The organism is Vibrio vulnificus CMCP6, assembly GCF_000039765.1.
In the GTDB taxonomy this organism is placed as follows: domain Bacteria; phylum Pseudomonadota; class Gammaproteobacteria; order Enterobacterales; family Vibrionaceae; genus Vibrio; species Vibrio vulnificus_B.
In genome coordinates this window covers 3,075,847-3,102,125 of the sequence record NC_004459.3, presented here as the reverse complement: position 1 = coordinate 3,102,125, position 26,279 = coordinate 3,075,847, and the positions used below count along the sequence as shown (strand labels likewise).

Annotated in this window: 22 protein-coding genes and 1 pseudogene; 16 read left to right on the top strand and 7 right to left on the bottom strand. The window is 46.0% G+C overall.

All coding sequences use genetic code 11. The features are described from left to right. Window positions 1–42 precede the first annotated feature (42 nt). Window positions 43–1,467: an ammonia-forming nitrite reductase cytochrome c552 subunit gene (nrfA, locus tag VV1_RS14375; RefSeq protein WP_011080841.1), complete on the bottom strand. Its 1,425-nt coding sequence runs from the start codon at window positions 1,465–1,467 to the stop codon at window positions 43–45. Between the two features lie 451 nt (window positions 1,468–1,918). Here nrfA and nrfB point away from each other — a divergent pair, with 451 nt between their 5' ends. From nrfB to VV1_RS24965, 7 genes and pseudogenes are all read left to right on the top strand, one after another. Continuing rightward, window positions 1,919–2,506, top strand: coding sequence for a cytochrome c nitrite reductase pentaheme subunit (nrfB, locus tag VV1_RS14370; RefSeq protein WP_043921054.1), 588 nt, complete (start codon window positions 1,919–1,921; stop codon window positions 2,504–2,506). 1 nt (window position 2,507) lies between these two features. Further along, window positions 2,508–3,193 (top strand): annotated as a pseudogene (gene nrfC, locus VV1_RS14365) (cytochrome c nitrite reductase Fe-S protein). Window position 3,194: 1 nt separating this feature from the next. Then, entirely contained in the window at window positions 3,195–4,151 is a 957-nt protein-coding gene (nrfD, locus tag VV1_RS14360; protein WP_011080838.1) for a cytochrome c nitrite reductase subunit NrfD, read from the top strand. A 13-nt stretch (window positions 4,152–4,164) separates the two neighbouring features. Continuing rightward, a complete protein-coding gene (locus tag VV1_RS14355) occupies window positions 4,165–6,084 on the top strand; it encodes a heme lyase CcmF/NrfE family subunit (RefSeq protein ID WP_011080837.1) in 1,920 nt (639 codons plus the stop codon). Beyond that, window positions 6,065–6,586: a DsbE family thiol:disulfide interchange protein gene (locus VV1_RS14350; RefSeq protein ID WP_011080836.1), complete on the top strand. Its 522-nt coding sequence runs from the start codon at window positions 6,065–6,067 to the stop codon at window positions 6,584–6,586. The genes VV1_RS14355 and VV1_RS14350 overlap by 20 nt, the downstream gene beginning before the upstream one ends. Beyond that, window positions 6,567–7,004: a heme lyase NrfEFG subunit NrfF gene (gene nrfF / locus VV1_RS14345; RefSeq protein ID WP_043921053.1), complete on the top strand. Its 438-nt coding sequence runs from the start codon at window positions 6,567–6,569 to the stop codon at window positions 7,002–7,004. Before VV1_RS14350 ends, nrfF begins: the two co-directional genes overlap by 20 nt. Before the next feature lie 116 nt (window positions 7,005–7,120). Beyond that, window positions 7,121–7,297, top strand: coding sequence for a hypothetical protein (locus VV1_RS24965; RefSeq protein WP_011149954.1), 177 nt, complete (start codon window positions 7,121–7,123; stop codon window positions 7,295–7,297). 97 nt (window positions 7,298–7,394) lie between these two features. Here the strand turns inward: VV1_RS24965 and VV1_RS14335 are convergent, their stop codons facing one another. Beyond that, window positions 7,395–8,207 carry a hypothetical protein gene (locus VV1_RS14335; RefSeq protein WP_011080835.1) on the bottom strand — a complete coding sequence of 271 codons (813 nt, stop codon included), beginning with the start codon at window positions 8,205–8,207 and terminating at the stop codon, window positions 7,395–7,397. Between the two features lie 315 nt (window positions 8,208–8,522). Further along, window positions 8,523–10,595, bottom strand: coding sequence for a methionine--tRNA ligase (gene metG, locus VV1_RS14330; protein ID WP_011080834.1), 2,073 nt, complete (start codon window positions 10,593–10,595; stop codon window positions 8,523–8,525). Window positions 10,596–10,751: 156 nt separating this feature from the next. Between metG and apbC the strand changes: the two genes are divergently transcribed. The 3 genes from apbC (at window position 10,752) to VV1_RS14315 (ending at window position 14,905) form a co-directional block, all read left to right on the top strand. Further along, window positions 10,752–11,831, top strand: coding sequence for an iron-sulfur cluster carrier protein ApbC (apbC, locus tag VV1_RS14325; protein WP_011080833.1), 1,080 nt, complete (start codon window positions 10,752–10,754; stop codon window positions 11,829–11,831). A gap of 182 nt (window positions 11,832–12,013) precedes the next feature. Continuing rightward, entirely contained in the window at window positions 12,014–12,655 is a 642-nt protein-coding gene (udk, locus tag VV1_RS14320) for a uridine kinase (RefSeq protein WP_011080832.1), read from the top strand. A gap of 141 nt (window positions 12,656–12,796) precedes the next feature. After that, window positions 12,797–14,905, top strand: a complete 2,109-nt coding sequence (locus VV1_RS14315; RefSeq protein WP_011080831.1) for an AsmA family protein — start codon at window positions 12,797–12,799, stop codon at window positions 14,903–14,905. A 71-nt stretch (window positions 14,906–14,976) separates the two neighbouring features. Here the strand turns inward: VV1_RS14315 and cobO are convergent, their stop codons facing one another. After that, complete coding sequence (cobO, locus tag VV1_RS14310; protein WP_043921052.1) at window positions 14,977–15,618, bottom strand: cob(I)yrinic acid a,c-diamide adenosyltransferase; 642 nt, start codon at window positions 15,616–15,618, stop codon at window positions 14,977–14,979. Between the two features lie 80 nt (window positions 15,619–15,698). Between cobO and VV1_RS14305 the strand changes: the two genes are divergently transcribed. Beyond that, window positions 15,699–16,157 carry a low molecular weight protein-tyrosine-phosphatase gene (locus VV1_RS14305; protein ID WP_011080829.1) on the top strand — a complete coding sequence of 153 codons (459 nt, stop codon included), beginning with the start codon at window positions 15,699–15,701 and terminating at the stop codon, window positions 16,155–16,157. A gap of 46 nt (window positions 16,158–16,203) precedes the next feature. Here VV1_RS14305 and VV1_RS14300 read toward each other — a convergent pair whose 3' ends face one another. Next, window positions 16,204–17,763 carry a SulP family inorganic anion transporter gene (locus VV1_RS14300; protein ID WP_011080828.1) on the bottom strand — a complete coding sequence of 520 codons (1,560 nt, stop codon included), beginning with the start codon at window positions 17,761–17,763 and terminating at the stop codon, window positions 16,204–16,206. Between the two features lie 260 nt (window positions 17,764–18,023). Beyond that, complete coding sequence (rne, locus tag VV1_RS14295; RefSeq protein ID WP_011080827.1) at window positions 18,024–21,134, bottom strand: ribonuclease E; 3,111 nt, start codon at window positions 21,132–21,134, stop codon at window positions 18,024–18,026. A gap of 657 nt (window positions 21,135–21,791) precedes the next feature. Here rne and rluC point away from each other — a divergent pair. Beyond that, window positions 21,792–22,739 carry a 23S rRNA pseudouridine(955/2504/2580) synthase RluC gene (rluC, locus tag VV1_RS14290; RefSeq protein WP_011080826.1) on the top strand — a complete coding sequence of 316 codons (948 nt, stop codon included), beginning with the start codon at window positions 21,792–21,794 and terminating at the stop codon, window positions 22,737–22,739. A 36-nt stretch (window positions 22,740–22,775) separates the two neighbouring features. On the opposite strand, the gene VV1_RS14285 is transcribed toward rluC, so the two are convergent. Beyond that, a complete protein-coding gene (locus VV1_RS14285; protein ID WP_011080825.1) occupies window positions 22,776–23,360 on the bottom strand; it encodes a Maf family protein in 585 nt (194 codons plus the stop codon). A gap of 149 nt (window positions 23,361–23,509) precedes the next feature. Here VV1_RS14285 and yceD point away from each other — a divergent pair, with 149 nt between their 5' ends. Genes yceD through VV1_RS14265 form a run of 4 tightly spaced genes read left to right on the top strand, consistent with a single transcriptional unit; the run spans window position 23,510 to window position 26,232 of the window. Continuing rightward, entirely contained in the window at window positions 23,510–24,034 is a 525-nt protein-coding gene (gene yceD, locus VV1_RS14280; protein ID WP_011080824.1) for a 23S rRNA accumulation protein YceD, read from the top strand. A gap of 35 nt (window positions 24,035–24,069) precedes the next feature. Further along, the gene (gene rpmF, locus VV1_RS14275) at window positions 24,070–24,240 is read left to right on the top strand and encodes a 50S ribosomal protein L32 (RefSeq protein WP_011080823.1); all 171 of its coding nucleotides are present in this window, start codon (window positions 24,070–24,072) and stop codon (window positions 24,238–24,240) included. A gap of 10 nt (window positions 24,241–24,250) precedes the next feature. Beyond that, window positions 24,251–25,276: a phosphate acyltransferase PlsX gene (gene plsX, locus VV1_RS14270; RefSeq protein ID WP_011080822.1), complete on the top strand. Its 1,026-nt coding sequence runs from the start codon at window positions 24,251–24,253 to the stop codon at window positions 25,274–25,276. A gap of 5 nt (window positions 25,277–25,281) precedes the next feature. Then, complete coding sequence (locus tag VV1_RS14265) at window positions 25,282–26,232, top strand: beta-ketoacyl-ACP synthase III (RefSeq protein ID WP_011080821.1); 951 nt, start codon at window positions 25,282–25,284, stop codon at window positions 26,230–26,232. The last annotated feature ends 47 nt before the right edge of the window (window positions 26,233–26,279 follow it).

Genomic DNA, 26,279 nt, shown 5'->3' with positions numbered 1-26,279 from the left:
ACGTCAGCCTGAAGGCTGACGTTTTTGGTTAATTGTACTTTGTTAGTACTTAGACTCACGTTCTGCTGCGGCTTTATCCCAGTCAGGCACAACGGTTTTTAAGAAGTGTTGTTTCTCGGCGTTCATTTTCTCCATATCCATACCGAGTGCTTTTTGTGCTGCGGCTTTGGTGGAAATGTCTGGAATTTGAACTGGCTCGGTGATGCCTTTTGTAGCAAGGAGACGAACAAGCTTGGTTCTGGCATCTGCTGCACGATCGACCGCAGTACCTAACACTTCAAGTGCCACTTCAGGTGCGTGCATATGGACGCCGTGTGATGCAATCGCGTAGTCCCAACGCCATTGAGCGTGACGAATATCTTGCAAAATCGGTTTCATTTCTTCTTCAGTAGCGCCAGCTTTCCACGCTGCACCCGCTTCAAAGTGAGCCGCAACGATTTGTTTTTCCGCAGTCAACTTCATGTTCAATACTTGCGCTTTGCGGGTAGAGACAATTTCACGTAGCTGATCTTTACTCTGAGTGTGGCACTGCGCACAGGTATCTTCGAAACGGTCGAAAGGATTACCGACTTTGTGATCGGTGTAGACGGTACCATCTTCTTTCTTCACTTTTGGCATGTGACAGTCCACACAGACGACTTTGTTCTTGCCATGAATGCCTTCACGCCATGTCTCAAAACCTGGGTGCTGCGCTTTTAACATGGGTGCTTTCGAGACCGCATGCGTCCAGTCAGCAAAGCCTAGAGCGTCATAGTACTCTTCCATTTGTTGTACGCCAGTGCCCATATCCCAAGGGAATTTGACGGCTTTGGTTGGGCCAGTAAAGTAGTATTCAACGTGGCACTGAGCACAAACCGATGCTTGTTTGTCTAAGCGGGATTGCTGCTCAAACGGTTTGTTGATCGCTTGGAAAGCGCGTTCTACATAAGGGCGGGTCAGCGCTAGCTCAGGTTCGCCATTTTTGAATTTCTCGCTTCGGGTATCATGACAATCAGCACAGCCGATAGGATTAGCAATTTCCGCCCCTAAACGTGCCCACTTACCTTCAAAGTAACCATCTTCGCCACGCTCATCAATGACGCGGGCAACATCTGGGCTTTTACAGCTCCAACAAGCCATTGGCATTGGGCCTGATTTCGCATCTTGAGGCCCGCCAGTGCGTAGTGTCTGTCTGACATCATCCAATGCGTAAAAGTGGCCGCGCGCTTTGTTGTAATCTTTAGCAAAGCCATAGCCAGCCCAGAGAATCACCATATTTGGATCTTCTGCTAAGGCATCTTCAATTTCGACGCTTTCAGAGGTCTTTTTCCAAGATTGATATTGGTCTGGGTGATTTTGTTCAAATGCGTCGTTACGCGGATCAACCAGTCCTTTTTCTTCTGCAGAGACTGCAGTGATATTCAGCAACGCTGTCATCACAAGGGCAGTAACTGAGACTGAGGAAGCCATCCAGTGTTTTATGCTCACGGTGTTATCTCCATATTCGTTTTTATTAGCAGCGTTGTGAGTTTGCTATTTCCAAATAAGAATTGGAGATCTGATGTTTATATTAGGTCAGTAACATTTAGAAAAGAATTGGCGAAAATCTATTCATTGCTTTAGATCAATTTAGGTAGGTGATCGCTATCACGATAAGATCTATATACCCCTAAAGGGGTAGATTTATTCTTTTTTAACTCAATGATTTAGCAAAATTTCACAACAGAAAATGAGTGACTAAGGTCGCTTTTTAAGCAAAAAATAGATACTACTAAAGAGTAGTAGGGGTATGATAATTGACAGGTATAGCGTTGTGGCTTTTCCGAAATAAGAATTGATGTCATTTGAAATAATCGTGTTATTTCGAAGGAATTAATTTATCACCAAAGAAATAATTGAAAATGATTCTTAATTATTATTTGGATAAGGAAAGGATAAAATGGGCAATATAAAATTGGCCATAGTCATAATGCTGAAATCTATTCTCGCATTCTCTTTCTATGGCTATTCATTCTCAGCGATAGCAGACACTTCTGTAGCCACAGAAGCCACTGACTCGTCGCGATTCCAGGTCGAACTGATCCGTGACCGTGATTACAAATGCGTTCAATGTCATAAGGACTCGAAGGAAACGTTGTCCGGTTCTCATGGTGAAGATGCGCATAAAATTCTCGGTCGCGAAGTCAATTGTACGGAATGTCACAACAACATTGGACCAGACCATCGGGAAGGCGCACCACTTGTTACGAAATACTCTCCAGCGCAATCGAAAGAAGGGACGGAAAAAGTGTTCATGGACACCAGTGCTATCCTGAAAGCCAATGGTGCTTGTACCGATTGTCATCAACCTCAGGATCTCCAACAAGCCAGTTGGACCCATGATGTGCATGCGAAAAATCTAACCTGCTCGAATTGTCATGATGTTCATGCCAATAAAGCCAAAGTGTTGGGCTTGGAGCGCAAAGAGAAAATCAAGATGTGTGTGGATTGCCACTCTGACTTTAACCAGAAAGAAGAGGAGAGGTAATATGAGTTGTTCAAGACGAAATTTCCTTGCTGGTGGTGGCGCGTTGATCATGACAACGGCATTGCTGGCACTTCTATGGTGACTGGGCGCTTAGCATTTGCGGAAGAGGATAAGGGCCAAGCAATTCGTTATGGCATGATCCACGACGAGACCGCCTGTATCGGATGTACGGCTTGTACCGATGCCTGCCGAGAGGTGAACAAAGTCCCTGAAGGCGTAAGTCGATTGGAGATCATACGCAGTGAGCCGCACGGTGAGTACCCGAATGTCGATTACCGTTTCACCCGTAAATCTTGCCAACACTGTGAAAACCCACCTTGTGTTTATGTTTGTCCTACCGGTGCGGCGTACAAAGATGAAAAAACCGGCATCGTGGATGTCCACAAAGAAAAATGTGTCGGTTGCGGCTATTGCCTTGCCGCGTGTCCCTATCAAGTGCGCTTCTTTAACCCAGTGGATCACTCGGCCGACAAATGCAATTTCTGTCGAGACACCAATTTGGCGCAAGGCAAGCTACCCGCCTGTGTGGAATCTTGTCCAACTAAGGCACTGATTTTTGGTGATTTAAATGATCCGCAAAGTGACGTGAATCGAGTATTGGCTGAGAAGGTCTATTACCGAGACAAAGTGCACTTAGGCACGAAACCCAAATTATTCAAAATCCCACATCAAAAAGGGGAGGTGTAGCATGAACGGATTTGAATCTGCATTCCACTTTGATTCTCTGGTCTGGGATTGGATCATTGCAATCTATCTTTTCCTTGCCGGTATGTCTGCCGGGGCGGTGATGATCACTGTGTACTTAAAACGCAAAGTGATTGTCGGCGATCCTGCACAAAATGGCATTATGAAAGCGATGGCTTGGCTGGCGCCGTTTGGCATCATATCGGGTTTAACGATTTTGATTTTCCACTTAACCAAACCTCTCGAGTTTTGGAAGATCATGATTTTCTACAATCCAACTTCCGTTATGTCTATGGGGGTTATTCTCTTCCAAGTGTACATGGCTGTGTTGTTTGTTTGGATTGGGATTATCTTTCAGAAAACGATCGTTGATTTTCTCGGTGATAAGTTGACCTTTGTTGATGGCTTGTTGACCTGGTTCAAACGTTTTGAAAACAGCATCGAGTTGTTTTTGGCCTTTTTGGCGTTAGTGCTCGCGGCTTATACGGGGTTCCTACTGTCTGCATTGAAAACCTATCCGATGCTCAATAATCCAGTGTTGCCACTGCTGTTTCTTTTCTCCAGTTTGTCTTCAGGCGCTGCAGCGTGTTTGATGTTCGGTATTTTGGTGTTTAAAGAGTCAGTAAAAGATCCAAGTGTCAGTTGGGTACATGGTTTTGAGCGTCCTGTGGTCTTGTTTGAGTTGTTTGTATTGGTCACCTTCTTTACCGGGTTGATCTTTGCTGGTGGACAAGCGGAAATGGCTGCTTGGAATGCTATCTCTGGTGGATTTTGGGCGCAGTGGTTTTGGGTTGGTGTGGTGCTGATTGGTATGTTGCTACCGCTGACACTCAACTGGTTAGTGCCAGCCGAAGTGAGGCATAAACATGCTTATATTTTTGTGGTCACGACACTTAGCATGGTTGGCGTTTTGATGCTGCGTACGTTTATTTTGTACGCCGGCCAGATGACGGTTGTCTAATTAAGGAGTATAGATGGAGGCAGAACTGGGCCTAATTTGCCTGATTTTGGCGGCAGTCGGCAGTAGTTTCGCAGTGATACTGCACGCCATGAATCGACTGTTATCGAAGCAAACACCCCTCGCATTGATGTTGGGTTGTGGGTATTTAGTGGCGCTCAGCTCTGCTTTTTCCTTGTTGTATCTGATTCTTGCTTTTGTTGCCGATGATTTCGCATTGGCTTATGTGGCAAGCCATTCCAACAGCCAATTACCCGTGATCTTTAAAATTGCGGCAAGTTGGGGAGGACATCAAGGCTCGATGCTGTTTTGGGTCGTCACCTTAAGTTTGTGGGCTTGCTTGATTCGATCTCGTGATGAGTTCTCATCGCAGTACAAAGCCGATTATATTGCGGTAATGCTCATGCTGACCGCCATTTTCGCGTGGTTTACTCTGTTAACCTCGAACCCATTCGAGTACGCGCCATCACTGGCCAGTGATGGACGCGATCTCAACCCAATGTTGCAAGATGTTGGGCTCATTTTGCATCCCCCGCTACTGTACCTTGGTTATGTCGGTTTCGCTTCTATCCTAGCGTTGGGCGTGGCGGCGTTGTTACAGCCATCGGCCATCCATCATTGGTTTCAGGCAGGCCGTGACTGGGCGATGGTTGCGTGGGGCTTTCTCACCTTAGGCATTATTGTCGGCTCCTGGTGGGCATACAATGAATTAGGCTGGGGAGGTTGGTGGTTCTGGGATCCAGTTGAAAATGCCTCTTTGCTACCTTGGTTAACAGCAACCGCCTTGTTACACACACTTGTTCAATCAAAGCGGCAAGGTGGGGTCAATAAATCCAGCTATATGCTCGCGTTTTTGACCTTCGGTTTCAGTGTTCTCGGTACTTTTATTGTCCGCTCGGGGATTTTGACATCGGTACATGCGTTTGCCGTGGATCCAACCAAAGGTATTGTACTTTTGCTGGTCATGGCGTTCATTTTTCTACTCACTTTTGCATTATTGATCCTCAAAAGCGATAGCATCCCCGCTAAAGGCATTACCCATTGGCTAAGTCGCCAATACCTTACGCTGGTGGCGATGGGTTTGTTACTGATCGCAACCAGTACCGTGTTCCTTGGCACCTTCTACCCAATGATTTATGAGCTGCTGCGGCTTGGGAGCATCTCAGTGGGCGCTCCGTATTTCAATACAATGATTGCGCCATTAAGCCTTTTAGGGCTGCTAGCAATGGGGTGGGGGCCGTTACTAAAATGGCAGCAAGGCCTGTTTCAGCGCCGCAAACGCGTTTTGACGGAGTTTGTGGTCTCCGCTGTACTCGGTGCCATGCTCTATTTGCTGCAAGTGCAGGTATGGGCGTCAATGACTTTGTTGTTCTGGTGTGTTACGACCTGGGTGATTGTTAGCCACCTTCGGTTATTGTTTGTTATGCCACCAACAAAGAGGCGCCAAAAACTGCCAATGGTGCTTTCTCATATTGGTATTGCATTGGTGTGCCTCGGCGCGATGATGAATGCCCAACATTCGTTTGAACGAAATGTTCGTGTGGAACCTAACTCGTACCATCAGTTCGATGGCTTTTCCATTCGTTATCAAGGAATTGACTGGTCCATTGGACCAAACTACACCGCTGAGCGAGCGTCGGTCTCACTCATCCTTGCCGATAGGCAATTTCAATTGTTGCCTGAAAGACGGCATTACCCGGTGAGGGTCATGAACATGACAGAGCCCGCAATCAAGTCTTTTTGGCATGGGGATTACTACCTGACTCTGGGTGAGAAAGTCGGGCTTAAAGCCTATGCGTTGAAGATCCAATACCGTGCTTACATTTGGTGGATCTGGCTAGGCGGTTTGATGGTTGTTGCTGCGGTGTTCACTGCATTACAGCCAGTTCAGCAACGCGTTAAGGTGGAGCGCTACTGTGAACAACAAAGTTACTAAGTTGCTTGTGTTGGTGAGCATCGTCGGCATCGTTACGTTTACCGCAGTCTTGGGCATTGAACGACAAAATGCTGGTCACACAACGCCTGACACTCTGATTCCCTTGCCCAATCTTGAAGCAAAAGATCTTTTTTCGGCGAATACGATCACAACGCAAGATCTTATTTCCGATCAATACCGTGTGATGAACGTTTGGGCATCTTGGTGTGGGATTTGTCGGGATGAACATACGTTTATTATGTCGCTTAAACAGCAGGGTATTGACGTGATTGGCTTAAATTATCGTGATAATAAGCAAGAAGCGTTGGGCTATTTGGAGAGTGAAGGTAACCCTTATTCCAAGGTGATTTATGATCCAGACGGGATCGTCTCAATCGATTTTGGCGTGATTGGCACACCAGAAACCTACTTAATAAACCCTAATGGGGAAATAATGATCAAATTTCGAGGTAAATTAGATCAAAAACAGTGGAATAAACATTTTGCTACGTATTTTAAATAGAACATTATTATCGACATGGCTCGTCTTATTCGTCGCTTTTGTCTCTTTCTCTAGTCAGGCACAGAACGAGAATACAAGCTCTAATCACGTTGATTTGTTTCAGTTTCATAGTGTCGATCTGCAAGAGAGAGCAATACGTTTATCCAAGGAATTGCGCTGCCCCCAATGCCAGAATCAGAATCTCCTCGAGTCGAATGCGCAAGTGGCTCGAGATCTGCGTTTTATTGTGTATAGCCAAATAAATGATGGGAAAAGCGATCAAGAAGTGGTGGACTTTATGACCAGCCGATATGGCAATATGGTGTTATATAATCCGCCAATAAATAGCAGTACATTATTACTTTGGATCTTTCCTGTCGTTATTTTGATCATTTTCTTTGTTATTTCGATCCGAAATATTCACACAAAAAGAATGTGACAATTATTCCATAATAAGCAATTAATTGTGCAATTATCATGCAAGCTGTTATCATTTTTGAAAATTATATGAAATAGTTAATTCAGTTATTGTAGGTTTACTGACGGGTAATCAGAGTGGATACAATTAAGACGCAATTAAAAAAGGATTTTTATTCGCAAATTTATTCACTGCAATCAAGTGCATCGTCGCATACGACTTCAACACTTGCTTTACTCACAGAAGAAGAAATCAGTGAACTTGAAGCGCTATGGATTGAATTGGTGGTTTGGAAGAAAAGCCAAACACATTAAAAGCAAACGAATTTAAACAAAAAACCTCAAACCATGTTTGAGGTTTTTTGTTTCTCAGCATCCCGTAGGTGCATTTGTCCTTCGCAGCAAGTGCACGCTAGGTAAAACGTAGTGCTAATTTGGGTAACGGCAAGTAGAGGCTTTCAATCATTTCATCCAGCATCTCATCGTAGCAACGGAAAATAGTGGCTGAGATGAGCGAGGTTAGTTCATAGGCATTAGCCTTATTCAATTTTTCCTGCTGCAAGCTAGCGTACATCTCTAGCTCGCGTATGACTTCGACGCTCGCAGGGGCTGCAATGTGATAAGGGCTAAGCAAAGTGAGCTGATTTAAGCGCCTAACCATGCGCTGAGCACAATGGGCAAAGCGTTCCCTTCCTTGTGGTTGATGTAAGTCTTGAATAGCAATACGCAATTGCGTCAATGCATCGAGATTTTCAATGATCACCTGCCAATGACAATGATACTCATCAATTAATTCGTCGCGCTCAGATTCCGCTAGCCAAGCCACGGTCGTTTCATCGACAAGAAACAATGTGTGGCGCAGCATTTTGCCGTGCAAAAACTGATTCTTGGCAATGCTCTGTTCCTGCCACTGTGAGAACAGAGTTTGATATTGACTGAGTAAAATCCGATACAACGGCTTGCTTTCTCCTGAAGCAAGCTCGATCAGTGCTTGGCATTTGGCCAGTACTTCCGTTTGGGTATGATGGATTTCGCTAGAGTGCACTTGTTTATACAAAAGGCTCAAGTGGGTTGCGCTACGATGCTGTCTCAAAAGCTGCACAATCTCGCGTAGTGTGCTGATCACTTGATATTTTTGCTCTTGTTGACGCTCTCGTTTGTGGGAGAGATAAAACAGTACGAGCAAGATTGCTATTGAAATGAGAGATGAGAGTAGAACGAACATAGCAGACTCCTTGTATGCATGATACTCAGCCCTTCCGTGTTGGATCTACTGCGGTGCGTTGTGTTTCTCTACGACAAAAGCTCACTATGCGTAAGGAGAATCACTCATACTCTATCGACCAGCAGTAGCAACTGGCTTGGGCATGGCATAGTAGGAGCAGTTTTAATGCCATATTAAATCTCTTTACAAAACAATGAGATGAAATATTCTGATTTGAGTCTATGGTTAATTTGGTGCATCAAATGCACTAATAGTGTGATTTTGGGCACAAAAAAGCCCTGCGGGTGCAGGGCTTTGAAAGATTGAAGCGTTGAATTACATCACGCGCATGCCTGGCTGCGCGCCTTCATGTGGTTCAAGGATCCAAAGATCTTTGCCACCAGGGCCTGCCGCTAGGATCATGCCCTCAGACATACCAAACTTCATCTTACGTGGTTTCAAGTTTGCCACAACCACTGTGTACTTGCCGACAAGATCTTCAGGATTGTACGCCGCTTTGATACCAGAGAAGACTTGACGCATTTCACCGCCGATATCCAATTGGAATTTCAACAGTTTGTCAGCTTTTGGCACCGATTCACAAGAAACGATTTTGGCAATACGAAGGTCCACTTTCGCGAAGTCATCAAACTCAATTTCTTCGGCAATGGGATCTTTGCTTAGCTCGGTCTCTTGAGCTGCATTAGAGGCTTCTGCTTTCTCTTTTGCCGCCATTTCAGCCGCCGCATCTTCTTTTGATGCTTCAATCATGGCTTCGATGTTTTTCGGATCGATACGATTGAATAGCGCTTTAAACGCAGTAATTTCGTGTGCTGTTAATGGCTGAGCAACACCTTCCCAGGTTAGCTCTTCATTCAAGAAGGCTTCAGTGCGAGCTGCAAGAGCAGGCATAACTGGCTTCAAGTAAGTCATTAGAACGCGGAACAGGTTAATACCAACAGAACAGATTTCCTGAAGTTCCTGATCTTTGCCTTCTTGTTTTGCCACAACCCAAGGCGCTTTTTCATCAACGTATTGGTTAGCTTTGTCCGCCAACGCGGTGAGTTCACGGATCGCACGACCGAACTCACGCGCTTCGTAAAGTTCAGCAATACGGTCTGCTGCGGCAACAAATTCGTTGTAAAGCTCTGGCTCGACGAAGTTTTCAGCGAGCTTGCCTTCAAAGCGTTTCGCAATGAAGCCCGCATTACGCGATGCTAGGTTAACAATCTTGTTTACGACGTCAGCGTTTACGCGCTGAGTAAAGTCTTCAAGGTTAAGGTCTAGGTCATCAATGCGGCTGTTTAGCTTCGCTGCGTAGTAGTAACGCAGACACTCTGGATCAAGGTGCTCAAGGTAAGTGCTCGCTTTCACGAATGTACCTTTAGACTTCGACATCTTCGCACCATTTACGGTTACGTAGCCGTGAACAAAAACGTTGTTTGGCTTACGGAAGCCAGAGCCGTCTAGCATTGCTGGCCAGAACAGGCTGTGGAAGTAAACGATGTCTTTACCGATGAAGTGGTAAAGTTCTGTTTTACTGTCTTTATTCCAGTATTCATCAAAATCAAGATCATCACGCTTATCACATAGGTTTTTGAATGAACCCATGTAGCCGATTGGCGCATCTAGCCAAACGTAGAAAAACTTGTCTTTTTCGCCTGGAATTTCAAAACCGAAGTAAGGTGCATCACGTGAGATATCCCACTGCTGCAGACCAGACTCAAACCATTCTTGCATTTTATTTGCGGTTTCAGTTTGCAGAGAGCCAGAGCGAGTCCACTCTTTTAGCATGCTTTCAAACTGAGGCAGGTCGAAGAAGAAGTGCTCTGAATCTTTCATCACTGGCGTTGCGCCTGAGACGGCAGATTTTGGATTGATCAATTCTGTTGGGCTGTAGGTTTCGCCACAAGCATCGCAGTTGTCGCCGTATTGATCTTCAGACTTACACTTCGGACACGTTCCCTTCACGAAACGATCGGGTAGGAACATCTCTTTTTCAGGGTCGAACAACTGAGAAATAGTACGGCTTGAAATAAAGCCATTTTTTTTCAGTTGCAGATAAATGTGAGACGCCAGCTCACGGTTCTCATCGGAATGCGTGCTGTGATAGTTATCGAAACTAATATCAAAGCCAGCGAAATCTTTTTGGTGCTCGATGCTCACCGCAGCAATCATCTCTTCTGGAGACATACCCATCTGTTGCGCTTTAAGCATAATTGGCGTGCCGTGAGCGTCGTCAGCACAGATGAAGTTTACAATGTTGCCGCGTAGGCGTTGGTAACGAACCCAAATGTCCGCTTGGATATGCTCAAGCATATGGCCAAGGTGGATCGAACCGTTAGCGTACGGAAGGGCACAAGTTACCAGCAATTTCCTTTGGGGAAAGTTTCTTGGATCGTTTGCCATACTTAATATTCGCTTATCTCGATAGGTATAAAAATTGATTGGTAATACTAACTCAGGAAACCTTTAAGTCCAAGGTGCTGACAAGGATAATCACCTGGTTTTTTTGGGGTTCAGTCAGACAAGACTCGGTGATAGGATGTCGAAAAAGGAGGAGTTATGCATCAGTTCACTTCTAAACAAGATTTTTGTCATTGGTTGAATCAGTTTGAGCACGAAACGTTAGCTCCACGATGGAGCGAAGTGCATGGTGTTGTGATGGTTCAAGCCGATGGCACTTTCGCCATTCAGCTCCCATTTGCTGCCCAGCAACTTCAAGACGCGCTCAGCGAGTGGATTGTTCAGCAACAGCAGCGTGGTGCGGTTCCACCGTTTGCTTTCACGGTAGGTCAGCAAGTTAAGGCGTTAGAAACTCAAGTTTCTCAGTCTGTTCGTGGGGTTAAGAATATTATTGCCGTCACGTCCGCTAAAGGCGGTGTGGGTAAATCAACCACAGCGGTGAATTTGGCACTAGCGATCGCTTCTCAAGGCGCAAAGGTGGGATTGCTAGACGCGGATATCTACGGACCTTCTTTGCCTATCATGCTGGGGAGTGTCGATCAAAGACCGGATGTTCGTGACGGCAAATGGATGCAGCCGATCCTCGCGCACGGCATCTACACCAACTCTATTGGTTACTTGGTGGATAAGAATGAAGCCGCCATTTGGCGTGGACCTATGGCATCAAAAGCGCTCTCTCAATTACTGAATGAAACTGAGTGGCCAGATTTGGATTATTTAGTGATCGATATGCCTCCCGGCACTGGGGATATTCAGTTAACTCTTTCACAGCAAATTCCCGTTACTACCAGTGTTATCGTTACCACTCCGCAGGATCTGGCGTTAGCCGATGCGAAGAAGGGCGCCGCGATGTTTGAAAAGATCGGTGTTCCCGTGGCAGGGATTGTAGAAAACATGAGTTACCATATTTGCAGTCAATGCGGTGCCAAAGAGCACATTTTTGGTCAAGGCGGCGCGGTACAGATGGCGCAACAGTTTGGCTTATCTTTGTTGGCGCAAGTGCCGTTGCATATCAGCGTTCGTGAAGATCTCGACTCGGGTGTGCCAACGGTGGTCGCAAGGCCAGACAGCGAGCACGGCAGAATATACCGTCAGCTTGCTTTGCAGATATGCAGTTCGATGTATTGGAATGGTAAGGCAAAGCCTGAAACGATCCTGTTTACCCGTATAGACGGATGATTTTATTACGAGTTAAAGAATAAATAATGACCAGGTAAACGTTTGCCTGGTTTATTATTCTTCGTAGTACACACAATGCACCACGAAACTGGGAAAAGCGACTAGTATCTAATGAGTGAACTCCTTATAATCAGGCGGTTTATCTTATTCCCACTGCAAAAAATCATCATCGGGTGCAACTAATGTCTGAAAAAAGTCAATGCGTCATCGTCGGTATTGCTGGCGCTTCTGCTTCTGGTAAAAGCCTCATCGCCAGTACGATTTATAACGAACTACGTGCAAAGGTGGGAGACCATCAAATCGGTGTGATTACGGAAGATTGCTACTATAACGACCAAAGCCATCTGAGTATGGAAGAGCGCGTTAAAACGAACTATGACCACCCGAATGCACTTGATCACGATCTTCTTTGTGAACACTTAGAAAAGTTAATGAAAGGCGAGTCGGTTGAAGTACCTGAATACAGCTACACGGAGCACACTCGTACTGAAAACACCACCACTATGACACCAAAGAAGGTGATCATTCTTGAAGGCATCCTGCTTCTGACGGATCCTCGTCTGCGTGATTTGATGCATGCGACAGTGTTTATGGACACGCCACTGGATATTTGTCTACTTCGCCGTGTGAAACGCGATGTGGAAGAGCGTGGTCGTACGATGGAATCGGTACTCAAACAGTATCAAAAAACAGTTCGCCCAATGTTTATGCAGTTTATTGAACCGTCTAAACAGTACGCAGATATCATCGTTCCTCGTGGTGGTAAAAACCGCATCGCGATTGACGTACTGAAAGCGCACATTGCAAAACTATTGAAAGCTTAAGTCATTGTCTTGTCAGCGAGCTTTATTTTTAATTAAGAAAGTGGCACTTTAGGTGCCACTTTCTTTTTTTGCAGCAAGAACCGCGTAAAATACGTGTTTTCTCTGTTCTTGTCTCAACTCTTGATGCAAAGGAATACGCATATGAAAAAACTGTTCCTTATTTTGGCTGCGCCTATCGCGGTTGTCGTGATGGCTGCGATAGCGCTAGTGACCTTAGTAAACCCCAATCAATTTAAACCGCTGATCACCGAACAAGTGGCCAAGCAAACGGGTTTAGAGTTGGTGATTGAAGGCGACATTGAATGGCAATTTTTTCCTTCGATTGGTTTTTCTCTAGGCAAAACGGAATTAAAGAATCCTCAGGGCTTTTCTCAAGAAAACTTGTTTAAAGTTGAGAGCGTTGGGATCGATATCTCGGTGATGCCTCTACTTGATAAAGTCTTGCAAATTGGTGATGTTCGCCTTGATGGTGCGGAATTCCATCTAGAGACGCGTAAAGATGGGCAAAAGAATATTGATGCGCTAACTCAGCAGCAGAAAGTGCAACAAGAAACGGCTCAGCAAGAGGTGAGCTCGGAGCCCACTACGGATGCTCCACAGCAAGCTGGCGCAGCGGCAGACTGGCGTATGGAGCTGGCCGGGATCACGGTGAGCAATGCCAAACTTGTTAACCAAGATCGACAAGCGGGGACTTCACTTGAACTCTATGATGTGAATTTCTCACTTTCAGAGTTCGCCTTTAAGCAATGGACCAAAGCGGAATTTTCAGCCAAAGGAAAAAACAACCAGCAACAGTTCAGTGCAAACGGCAAGCTTGAATTTCAGCTGGCGCAAGATTTCTCTTCTTATGCTCTGCGCAATATTGAGCTAAACAGCCAGTTTAGCGATCCAGCCACGAAGATGGATAACATCAAGTTGGTGCTGGACACCTTCGAGTTTGATAAAGACAACGCACTGACATTTGAAATCAAAGGCCAAGCATCCGGTATGGATCTTTCGGCCAATGGCTCGGCGCAGTTGCATGTGGATGCAGCCATCAGCACCGTGATGGTGAAGGCATTCCAGTTGGAATCGCAACTAAATGGGGAATCTCTGCCTCAATCGCCGATGAAGGTGGCAATGAGCTCTGAGGTGACCTTTGATGTGCCGCGCAGCCATCTATCGCTTGTGCTTAATAAACTGACCGCCAACGCCATTGCTTTAGATGGTAAAGCCGATGTGACGTTAGCTGAGATTCCCAAAGTACGCTTTTCACTGCACAGCCCAGAGATTGATCTCGATGAATTTCTCGGCCTAACGCAGCCATCGCAAGAAACCGCAAGCACAAACAGCAGCAATGACAAAGACGCGCATCCAGAGGCAAACAACGAAGTTGAGCCTGACCTAAGTGCTTTAAAAACGTTGGATGTGATTGGCCAGGTGAGTATTGATAAGTTCAAAGCCAATAATGCCAAGCTGCAAAATGTCATCACCAAGTTCACGGTGAACCGTGGTATCGCGACTTTAGATCGTTTTGATGCCAATCTGTATCAAGGTTCTATCAACGCCAGCGCGAAACTGGATGCACGTCGATCACCCGCTACCTATAGTGTGAAAAAGCGCATCAAAGGTGTTCAGGTGCAACCGCTGTTGGTGGACGTGGCACAAAACGACAAGTTGGAAGGTACTGGCAATATCGATGTTGATGTGAAGGGATCAAGCTTAACGCCAAGCGGTATTCAGAAAAACCTTGTCGGTACAGTTGAAATCAATTTTGCTGATGGTGCTGTCAACGGCATTAACGTCGCGCAGATGATTCGTGAAAACTACGCCAAGATTAAAGGTGAAAAGTTAGACGCCACCGAAGGGGTGCAAAAAACCGACTTCAGTTCAATGACGGCAACGTTGACGTTGAACAAAGGCAAGGTGACAACCAATAACATGCACATGCAATCTCCGCTACTGCGTATTCGTGGGAAAGGAGAAGCAAACTACATCAATCAAACGGTTGATTTTACGGTCAGTACTTCGATTGTGGGATCGCTAGAAGGCCAAGGCGGTAAGGACATCGATGAACTGAGAGACGTGACCATTCCTATCAACATTTCAGGCAGTTGGGCGGATCCAAAATTCAAGTTGGTGTTTGATGATGTGTTAAAGCAAAAAGCCCAAAAAGAGATTGACCGCGGAGTCGAGAAGTTGACCGATAAGATCAAAGATGAGAAAACCAAAGAGGCGGTCGATGGTTTACTTAAAGGCTTGTTTAACTAGCTAAGTCATAGAAAGAGCAGGGCGACATCATGTCGCCCTGCTTATAGATTGGAGCTGGAAAAGCATTTCCATTACCAGTCGACACCTTTTAGTGCCTTGATACCGGATTCAAACGCATGTTTCACGTTTTTTACTTCGGAGACGGTATCGGCCATCTCAATCAAAGTGCGATGGGCACCGCGTCCAGTAATGATGACCGATTGCATTCTTGGTCTGTTATTGAGCGCTTCAACCACCTCTTCTAATTCGATATAGCCATAGCTCACCATGTAGGTTAGTTCATCAAAGAGCACCACATCGATCGAGTCGTCTTGCAGCATACGCTGACACTCTTTCCATACCGTTTGAGCGGCTTGAGTGTCGGTTTCCTTGTTTTGTGTTTCCCAAGTGAACCCCGTCGCCATCACTTGAAACTCAACGCCCAGTTTTTCTAAAAGATTACGCTCGCCATTGTCCCAAGTCCCTTTAATGTACTGAGCGACGGCGCATTTTTTCCCGTGCCCAACTGCGCGAGCGATCGTCCCAAAACCGGAGGTTGATTTGCCTTTTCCATTGCCCGTAATGACGAGAAGCAGTCCCTTTTCTTCCTGAGCTTGAGCAATTTTAGCGTCGACTTGCTCTTTCACTTTTTGTTGGCGCTCTTTGTGTCGCTGAGCTTTTACTTGCTCTGTGGATAGGTTTTCGCTTGATGCGCTTTCGTCAGACATAGACATCCCTTTTCAGCTTTTCGATTTTGCGGCTATGATAGACCATGTCGAATGGAAGAAAAACCACTGATATTACAGGGGATAGAATGAAGAAAATTTTGGTTGTCTGTATGGGAAACATTTGTCGCTCCCCAACAGGAGAGGCCGTATTAAGAGCAAAAGCACAGCAACTGGGGATTGATGTAGAAGTGGATTCTGCTGGGACGATAGGTTACCACGCAGGCAATACACCGGATCATCGGGCCATGCAGGCAGGGCAGCAACGTGGCTACTCTTTTAGTGGCATCCGTTCGCGTCAAGTTACCCCCGAAGATTTTGCTAATTTCGATATGATTCTAGCGGCAGACAAAGCGAACTTAGCTGACCTTTTCGATATTTGCCCAAAGGAGTATCGTCACAAAGTATCACTGTTTCTCAGCCATGCAGAGTTGGATGTGGATGAAATTCCTGATCCTTATTACGGCGGTGAGGAAGGGTTTGATTTGGTGCTGGATCTTATCGAAGCCGCGTCAGAAGCGATTCTTGAAAACGTTGCAAAGAACTAACGACCCAACAAAAAAGGGGATGACATGAGTTCATCCCCCAAAGTGATTATCCCGCGAGTACGTCGGTCGCGACTTTATAGCTTGGATCTTCTTTGACGTTAATCTCGACCAAACTTCCCGCCTTATCAAGCAACTTACGGCAATCTGGACTCAAATGACGTAGGTGCAGCGTTTTGCCAACGGCAGAGTATCGTTCGGCCAATGTTTCGATCGCTTCGATTGCCGAGTGATCGGTAACACGAGAATCGGCAAAGTCAACGATGACATCGCTTGGGTCTTGCTGCGCGTTGAATAGTTCAAGGAAATTAGCCGTTGAACCAAAGAAAATAGGACCGTGGATCTTGTACTCTTTAGAACCTTCCTCGTTAATACGGGTATCTGTGTAAATGTGCTTAGCATGGTTCCAAGCAAACATCAGCGCTGAAGCGATCACGCCAACCGCAACTGCCACCGCTAGGTCTGTCATCACCGTTACGACCGTCACGAGCACGATCACAAAGAAGTCTTGCTTAGGTACGCGGCGTGCCAGCTTGAAGGTGGCCCATTCGAAGGTACCGATTACCACCATAAACATTACCCCAACGAGTGCAGCAAGAGGGATCATTTCAATCAGTGCGGCAGCAAACAAGATAAACATCAGCAGCGCCACAGCAGCAACGATGCCTGACAGACGGCCTCGGCCACCAGAATTGACGTTGATCATCGATTGACCAATCATCGCACATCCACCCATTGCTCCGAAGACAGAACAGGTCATGTTTGCCATACCCTGACCGATACATTCGCGGTTTGACTGACCACGGGTGTTGGTCATTTCGTCCAGCACGGTGAGTGTTAATAGTGATTCAATCAAACCAATAGCCGCAAGAATCACCGCGTATGGGAAGATGATTTGTAAGGTTTCCAGATCAAAAGGAACCATAGGTAAAGCAAAGGTCGGCAGGCTACCCGCGAGAGTGGCGCCTTCGTCTCCTGACATGGTGCGTAGGAAATCCACCACCGTGCGAGTCTCAAGATCAAAGCCAATCACTAAGCCTGTTACCGTCACGATGGCAACAAGAGACGAAGGAACGGCCGTGGTTAGTTTCGGTAAGAAGTGGATGATGGCCATAGTAAGCGCCACAAGGCCTAACATAAGCAACATCTGATCTTGAGGTAACCAAGTGAGTCCACCTGCTGCATCTGCCATTTTAAACTGACCGAGTTGCGCGAGGAAAATCACGATCGCGAGACCATTGACGAAGCCGATCATAACTGGGTGGGGCACGATACGGATAAACTTACCGAGTTTAAATAGACCAGCAGCAATCTGCAAAATACCTGCGAGCATAATAGCGGCAAACAGATACTGAACACCATGTGAAGAAACGAGCGAAACCATGACAACCGCCATTGCGCCTGTTGCGCCGGAAATCATACCTGGGCGTCCGCCGAAAATCGAAGTGACTAAACCAACAATAAAGGCTGCGTAGAGGCCAACCATAGGGTCAACGCCAGCAACGAAGGCAAAAGCAACGGCTTCTGGCACCAGTGCAAGCGCAACGGTGAGCCCGGAGAGCACATCATTTTTTACTGAGTGCTTTGAAAATTGAGGAAATTCGAACATGTGTTTTGGCTAATATCGTTAAATGAATTTACCCGACACAAGTTCGCAAAGCATTAAAACTGAAACCTATCCTTGATCCGCGATTGAGATTCGCTGATTGAGGAAAAAAGAGCTTGTTTGCACCCGTGCCGAAAAGCTGAGTCGCAAGATGCTACAGAAAAGTGTGATTAAGTTCAATAATGATTAGGACGATGAATGGATATTTACAAGCAATAAAAAGGGCCATCCGAAGATGGCCCTTGTTTATTTAGCTTAAAGCGTTACACCATTTCTGGCTTTGTCATTGCCGCTGAGGCTTGACTTGTCGCCACTTGGCTACCCGCACCACGCTGTGCATAGCGCTCTGCTTTAAATGGTGCCGCGACAACTTGGATCTCAATAAGCTCTTGAGGGCCAGGTGCCTTAGTCATCGGTGCTGAAGCTTGCGCTTTAATTACCTTGATAGAGCTTTCGACTACTGCCACAGTTGCTTCAGTTTCGTTTGCAACTGTTTCCGTTGCGCTTTCCACCTCAGCGACAACCTCAGTAGTTTCAACGATTTCTGCCACCACTTCTGTAGTTTCTACAGAAACCTGTTCTACTGGTTGCGAAACACTTTCAACTTGAGGCTCGATTTTCTGAACATCAGTTTCTTGAATCGTTGCTACAACCGCGTTCTCTACCGTTGGTTCTTCAGTAACCACTTCAACAACGGCTGCTTTCGCTGGCTTGTTGTTACGAGATTTAGAACGTTTTGGTTTCGTTTCAGTCGGTGTTTGAGCAGCGGTGATATCGCGACGGATGATCACTTTACCCATCGCCATTTCTGGACATGCGACGCCACCTTGCATTGCAGGTACTGCAGTAACGGCTGTTACAACCTCTTCCTTAACCATCTCTTCTTTCTTAGCAACTGGTTTTGGAATGTAACGAGGCATCACTTTACCCATGGCCATTTCTGGAGAAGCAACCCCACCTTTACGTAGGCGGAATGGGTTAGGGCGACGATCACGACCGCGACGACGACGTTGTCCACTTGCACGTAGATGACGAGGAGAACGACGATTACGACGTGGTTTTTCTTCGTTTTCGCTGTTGTCCATTGCATCGACAGTGTCAGCAACCACTTTCTCTGCTTTCTCAGATGCAGGTGTGTTTTGCTTGTTAAAGGTTTCTGCTTCAACGACCGGAGCTGCATCCATAAGCGTTTCTTCAGCTTGTTCTAGCTGATCTTTCACGCGAACAGGTTTGTTGAGTTTACGGCGCTGACGGCGCTCTTTCACTTTCTCCGCTTTGCTTGGCGTTTTCTGACCTTCTTGCTTCGACGCACCTTGTGCTTCAGCAGCAAGCTGTAGGCCTTTCTCTGCCACTTTCGCGTTTGCTTTGCTCTCTACTGCATTGTCTGCTTTGTTTTGAGCAGGTCTTTGCTTACGCTTTTGCTGAGAACGTGGTTTGATTGCTTCATCCTGAGTCTCAACGACGTTTTCATCACGATTGCGCTGACGACGTTTGCCATCACGGTCACGATTGTTTTCACGGTTGTTGTCGCGGTTATTACGACGACGATCGTTACGGTCACGTTTTTGACGACGGTTGCCTTTCTCACGCTCATCTTTGCGTTCGGTCTTCTCTGCTTCTACTTTTTCTTCAGCAGAACCGAATAAGAAGCTACCCAATGCTTTGATTAAGCGACCAAACAAACCTGGTTTCTCTTCTGCCTGTGGTTTTTCATTTGCCACTTTAGCAACTGCTGCTTTTGGCGCAGGTGCTGGTACAGATTGAGCTGGAGAAGCAAAACCTTTAAGCACCGGCTCTTCGATTTTCTTCGGTTTGTATTCAGTCTCTGGGCTCTCTTTGCCTTCCGCTTCTTTCATTGCTTCGAGTTTCTTCGGTAGCAGGTAAGAAAGCAGATCCACTTCTTCACCTTCACGCACACGAATCACTTCGAAATGCGGCGTTTCCATATCCGAGTTTGGAACAACGGTGATCTTCACTTCTTGAATACGTTCAATGTGGTTCACAGAGCGACGTTTTTCATTAAGAAGGTAAGAGGCGATAGGCACTGGCACAACAGCCAATACTTGTGCAGTGTTGTCTTTCAGTGCTTCTTCTTCGATAAGACGAAGAACAGAAAGCGCAAGAGATTCGTTATCGCGAACCACACCTGTACCACTACAACGAGGACAGATATGATGACTTGCTTCTGCAAGAGAAGGGCTCAAGCGTTGACGAGACATCTCTAATAGACCAAAGCGAGAAATACGACCAATTTGAACGCGAGCGCGATCGAGACGAACGGCTTCACGCAGACGGTTTTCTACCTCACGTTGATGGCGTACTGGGGTCATATCGATGAAGTCGATCACCACAAGACCACCAAGGTCACGAAGACGCAACTGGCGAGCGATTTCGTCTGCAGCTTCTAAGTTGGTGTTCAGTGCGGTTTCTTCGATATCGCCGCCCTTTGTCGCGCGAGCAGAGTTGATATCGATAGACGTCAGTGCTTCTGTTGGGTCGATAACGATAGAGCCACCGGAAGGCAGACGCACTTCACGTTGGAAAGCCGATTCGATTTGGCTTTCAATTTGGTAGTGGCTAAACAGTGGCACTTCACCGTCATACTTCTTCACGCGATTAACAAAATCTGGGCGAACCAACTGAATGTGTTCTTTGGCACGTTCATAGATGGTGTTGCTATCAATAAGGATTTCACCAATGTCACGGCGTAGATAGTCGCGTATCGCACGAACGATGACGTTACTTTCTTGATGAATCAAGAAAGGTGCTGGGTTGGATTCAGAAGCATCTTTGATGGCGGCCCAGTGCTTAAGCAGAACGTTTAAATCCCACTCTAGCTCTTCAGCGCTCTTACCAACACCTGCCGTACGCACGATAAGACCCATACCTTGCGGCAGTTCCAGTGTGCTTAATGCAGATTTTAATTCGGTGCGCTCATCCCCTTCGATACGACGGGAAATACCGCCAGCACGTGGGTTGTTTGGCATAAGAACTAAGTAACTACCCGCGAGGGAAATAAAGGTGGTCAGTGCTGCACCTTTGCTACCACGTTCTTCTTTTTCGATTTGAACGATGACTTCTTGACCTTCAGTCAGCACCTCTTTGATGCTTGGGCGACCTTGGTAAGAGTAACCATCTGGGAAGTATTCTTTGGCAATTTCTTTTAGAGGAAGGAAACCGTGACGCTCAGCACCGTAATCTACAAATGCAGCTTCCAAGCTAGGTTCAACACGGGTAATACGTCCTTTATAGATATTTGCTTTTTTTGACTCATGTCCAGGACTTTCGATATCTAGATCGTAAAGTCGCTGGCCATCAACCAAAGCGACACGCAACTCTTCTTTTTGAGTTGCGTTAATCAACATTCTTTTCATTGATAATTTCTCGTTGTCTTTATCTTTTATTGTCTTTAATTACCTGTCACTGAATATCGCTATCTCATGGTGCCTGATCCCGTGGTTTACGCGTTGCAGCCTCCCGGCTGGAAGGGGATGCTCTAAGGGCACGTCAGTCATCACAAACAAAAAATTGCCTGTGAGCCGCATTAATATCGGTAATTACTCAACATGAGTGTGCGATGAGTAGCGTGACAGTTATGTCGGTTTTGATATGTCTTACGCCAATTGCTGCATTCAAACACCAACAAACTACTCATTTGCTTGTGGATAAATGGTCGGTTTTGCATAAAATTCAACCAGACCTACCTTCGCAGCTGTGAACTATAGCAGTGGACGCTAATATCAGCAACGAGCATTGCGGCAAACGATGAAATTTTTTCGTGTTCATTCAATTTTGCGTTCGCTAACTGATTGTTTAATAAACAACGATTGGGTTATTAGTAACCTGTGAGTAACTTTGAACTGCTCTGTTACACGGTCAGCAAAAATTCTACGGTTTTCCTAGTCAAGGAAAACCGCTAAAATGTGCGGCTTTGCGAACAGATAGCACAAGTTTGCCATAATAATGACTTGCTCGATGCTTGTATCACAACAAGTCAGCAGGCCCAGCAAATTCACCTTTAGAATAGCGCCATGAATGAAATAAGAACTAAAGTCCAAATCGTCGATATTGATGAAGATATGGCAGGGCAGCGTATTGATAATTTTCTACGCAACCAACTGAAAGATGTTCCGAAAAGCATGATTTATCGAATCGTGCGTAAGGGAGAAGTGCGCGTAAACAAAAAGCGAGTTAAGGCCGAGTATAAATTGGCTGCTGGTGATGTTGTTCGCATTCCACCGGTAACACTTGAGAAAAAAGATCCTGAAACGGCACCGAGTACGAAACTAAACAAAGTCGCTGAATTGCAAGATTTGATCATTTATGAAGACGATCATCTGTTGGTGTTAAATAAGCCGTCAGGTACCGCCGTCCACGGTGGAAGTGGTCTCAAGTTTGGTGCTATCGAAGCGCTACGTGCACTGCGACCAGAAGCGCGCTTTCTTGAACTAGTGCATCGCATCGACCGTGATACCTCTGGTATTCTTTTGGTGGCGAAAAAACGGTCAGCTCTGCGTCATTTGCAAGCGCAGTTTCGCGAGAAAACAGTACAGAAATACTATTTTGCACTGGTGATGGGAGAGTGGAAAAACAGCTGTAAAGTGGTTAACGCCCCATTACTGAAAAACGAAGTGAACAGCATTGTGCGCGTCAATCCAAACGGTAAGCCATCAGAAACGCGTTTCAAAGTGATTGAAAAGTTTCCACAGGCAACCCTAGTGCAAGCCAGCCCAATTACGGGGCGCACACACCAAATCCGAGTGCACACACAATACAGTGGTCATCCAATTGCCTGGGATGACCGATACGGTGATCGACGTTTCGATGCTTATACCGCTCAGCATGGACTGAACCGTTTGTTCCTTCACGCCGCCAATATTCGTTTTACACATCCGGCGACAGAACAACCAATGGAAATCAACGCGCCGATGGGTGAGCAGTTGGAAAAGGTCGTTCAATCATTGCGAACCAGTCGATAAGGAAAAAAGGGATGAGTGAATCATCCCTTTTTTGTATCAACCCAAAACCTGCATGCCTTGTTGAGCCAGTAAGTCAATGAGGTCGATTAAGGGTAGGCCAACTAAGGTATTGGGGTCTTTGCCTTCCAACTTCTCAAACAAAGCAATTCCTAATCCTTCGCTTTTGAAACTGCCGGCACAGTAGAATGGCTGCTCCTTATCCACATAGCGTACAATTTGTGCTTGAGTCAGTGGGCGAAAATGCACTTTGAACTCATCAATACAAGAGCGTGTTTCTCCGGTTTCGCTGTTGTAAACCGCCAAGCCGGTATAAAACACAATGGATTGGCCACTTTGAGCGGTCAGTTGTGCGATGGCATTTTGTCGATTATGAGGTTTACCAACAATGTTACCGTTAATAACACACACTTGATCGCTGCCTATCACCAAGCTTGGTTGATTGATTTGACAGGATTGCGCTTTGCTTTCGGCAAGTCTCAAGACCAACTGTTGTGGGGACTCACCTTCCAGTGGGGTCTCATCGCAGTTTGGAGAGAGAGTTGAAAAAGGAATTGCCAGTTTTTCCAGCAGTTGCTGACGAAATGGTGAGGTAGACGCTAAAACTAGTTGGTAATTTTCCATTTTGGCTTACAATTTGACGGAGCATTCTTCATAGCATAACGGATTCCCGTTGGAGCATGCTAATGCTCTGTATAACAAGCGCAAAAAAGTACAACTTTTTTGCCTTTTCCTTTGACTAAATTCTTTTTGGAAGATAATATTCGCGCCCTATGCAAAAGGTAAAAATACCGCGAACGGTGGATCCAGCCAAAGCCGCGCAGAAGAGATTGGATTACGATGGCATCATCCAAGCCAGTCTGTTTAAGCGTCTAGCTGAAATGACCGAAGGCGTAAAACGCGACGCAGAAGTCTATTTGTCATTTGAGATAGATGAACAGCGACTTGTTGTTATCTCTGGTAAAGCTAACATCGAAGTCGGTTTAGAATGTCAACGTTGTAATGAGACCTTCACGCATCTGTGTGAAGTAGAGTTCACTTATACTCCTTACTACAGTGAGAAAAGTGAGCAAGATGCCCCAGAATGTTACGATTTGGTAGATCTTAACGAATATGGCGAAGTCGACCTTATTCAACTTGTTGAAGATGAGTTCATCTTAGAGTTACCTCAAATTGCAATGCATGACGAAGCGGATTGCAGCGTTGATTCAAATAACATGGTTTTTGGTGAGATTCCTGAAGAAATTGAGGAAACAAAACCAAATCCGTTCGACGTTTTAAAAAGCCTAAAGCGCTAAGCTTTAAGCTGAACCATAACATAGGAGTAGGGTCAATGGCCGTACAACAAAACCGTAAGACACGTTCTAAGCGTGGCATGCGTCGTTCACACGATGCGCTAACTACAGCTGCACTATCTGTAGACGCGACTTCAGGTGAAACTCACCTACGTCACAACGTAACCGCTGAAGGTTACTACCGTGGCAAAAAGGTTATCAACAAGTAAGGTTGACCCTTTGCAAAGTATTACCGTTGCACTTGATGCAATGGGCGGGGATTTCGGTCCACGCGTCACAGTGCCTGCCGCCGTGCAGGCACTGTCTCATTTCCCAGAGCTAAAAGTGATTCTTACAGGTGATCAACAACAGATCACGTCCCAACTTTCCTTATTAGGTTACAAACCTGATGCTCGTCTGAGCGTTCAGCATTGTGATCGAATGATTTCTAATTCCGAAAAGCCTTCTTTAGCTTTGCGCAACAGCCAAGGCAGTTCAATGCGACACGCAATCGAGCTTGTTGCGGACTCAACCGCAGATGCATGCGTCAGTGGTGGCAACACCGGCGCACTCATGGCGCTTTCTCGTTTTATTCTCAAATTGCTGCCGGGAATCGACCGACCTGCATTGATCTCCGCTTTACCAACCGTAACGGGTGGTCGCAGTTGGATGTTGGATCTTGGTGCCAATGTTTCGTGTGATGCGGATACCTTATTTCAGTTTGCTGTCATGGGCTCTGCGCTTGCTGAAGAGCACTTAAACCGTGCTCCAAGAGTCGCGGTGTTGAACGTGGGTGAAGAAGAAACGAAAGGCAATGATTTGGTGAAGCGTTGCGCTGAACTGCTATCGCAAACGCAAGCGGTTCACTTTGTCGGCTACATTGAAGGAAACCAAATCTTAAAAAACGCAGCAGACGTGATTGTATGCGATGGATTTGTTGGCAACGTCTGCCTAAAAGCCAGCGAAGGAACTGCGCAGCTGTTTATCGAAAAAATAAAAACCAGCATGATGGCTTCGTCGATAAAGGGTTGGATAGCCAGAATATTGTTTTCTGAGCTATTTAATGAACTAAAAACACTGAACCCCGACCAGTATAACGGCGCAAGTTTGCTAGGATTGCGCGGCATTGTCATAAAAAGTCATGGAAGTGCTGATGTATCTGCCTTAGTTAATGCGATTGGTGAGGCGGTACACGAGGTCAAACGACAAGTACCAAGCCGTATAAGCGATCGTTTGGAAGCGGTTTTACTCGAGAGGCATTATTAGTCTTCATGTATAGCAAAATTTTAGGTACTGGCAGCTACCTGCCATCTCAGATCCGCACCAATGCCGATCTAGAGAAAATGGTAGAGACAAGTGATGAGTGGATTGTTGCCCGAACTGGTATTAAAGAGCGTCGTATTGCTGCTGAAAATGAAACGGTAGCTGATATGGGTTTTTATGCGGCTCAAAACGCGATTGAGATGGCAGGTATCGACAAAAATGATATTGACCTGATCATCGTCGCGACGACAAGTGGAAGCCATACTTTTCCTTCATCTGCATGTCAGGTGCAGGCAAAGCTTGGCATCAAAGGTTGTCCTGCATTCGCTCGAGCTGCTGCGTGCTCTGGCTTTGTCTACGCACTTTCTATTGCTGATCAACATATTAAAACGGGTATGTGTAAAAACGTACTGGTTATTGGTTCTGACACTTTATCGAAAACTTGCGATCCAACGGACCGCTCGACCATTATCTTATTCGGTGATGGTGCAGGTGCTGTGGTTGTTGGAGCAAGCGAAGAGCCGGGTATTCTGTCTACTCACATCTACGCGGATGGTGAGTTTGGTGATCTTCTTAGCTTAGAAGTACCTGAGCGCGGCAAAGATGCCGACAAATGGTTACACATGGCGGGTAACGAAGTATTCAAAGTAGCGGTGACTCAGTTATCGAAACTGGTGAAAGATACTCTAGAAGCGAACGGCATGCATAAATCTGAGTTGGATTGGTTAGTTCCACATCAGGCGAACTACCGGATCATCTCAGCGACGGCGAAAAAACTGTCTATGTCGCTCGATCAAGTGGTAATTACCCTTGATCGTCATGGCAATACCTCTGCGGCAACCGTACCGACGGCATTAGATGAGGCCGTGCGTGATGGGCGTATTCAGCGTGGTCAGACGCTACTACTAGAAGCCTTTGGTGGCGGTTTCACCTGGGGTTCGGCATTAGTTCGCTTTTAATTAAGAATTCTAATTTTGCTGTTGCTCGTGAGTAGTAACAGCATTTT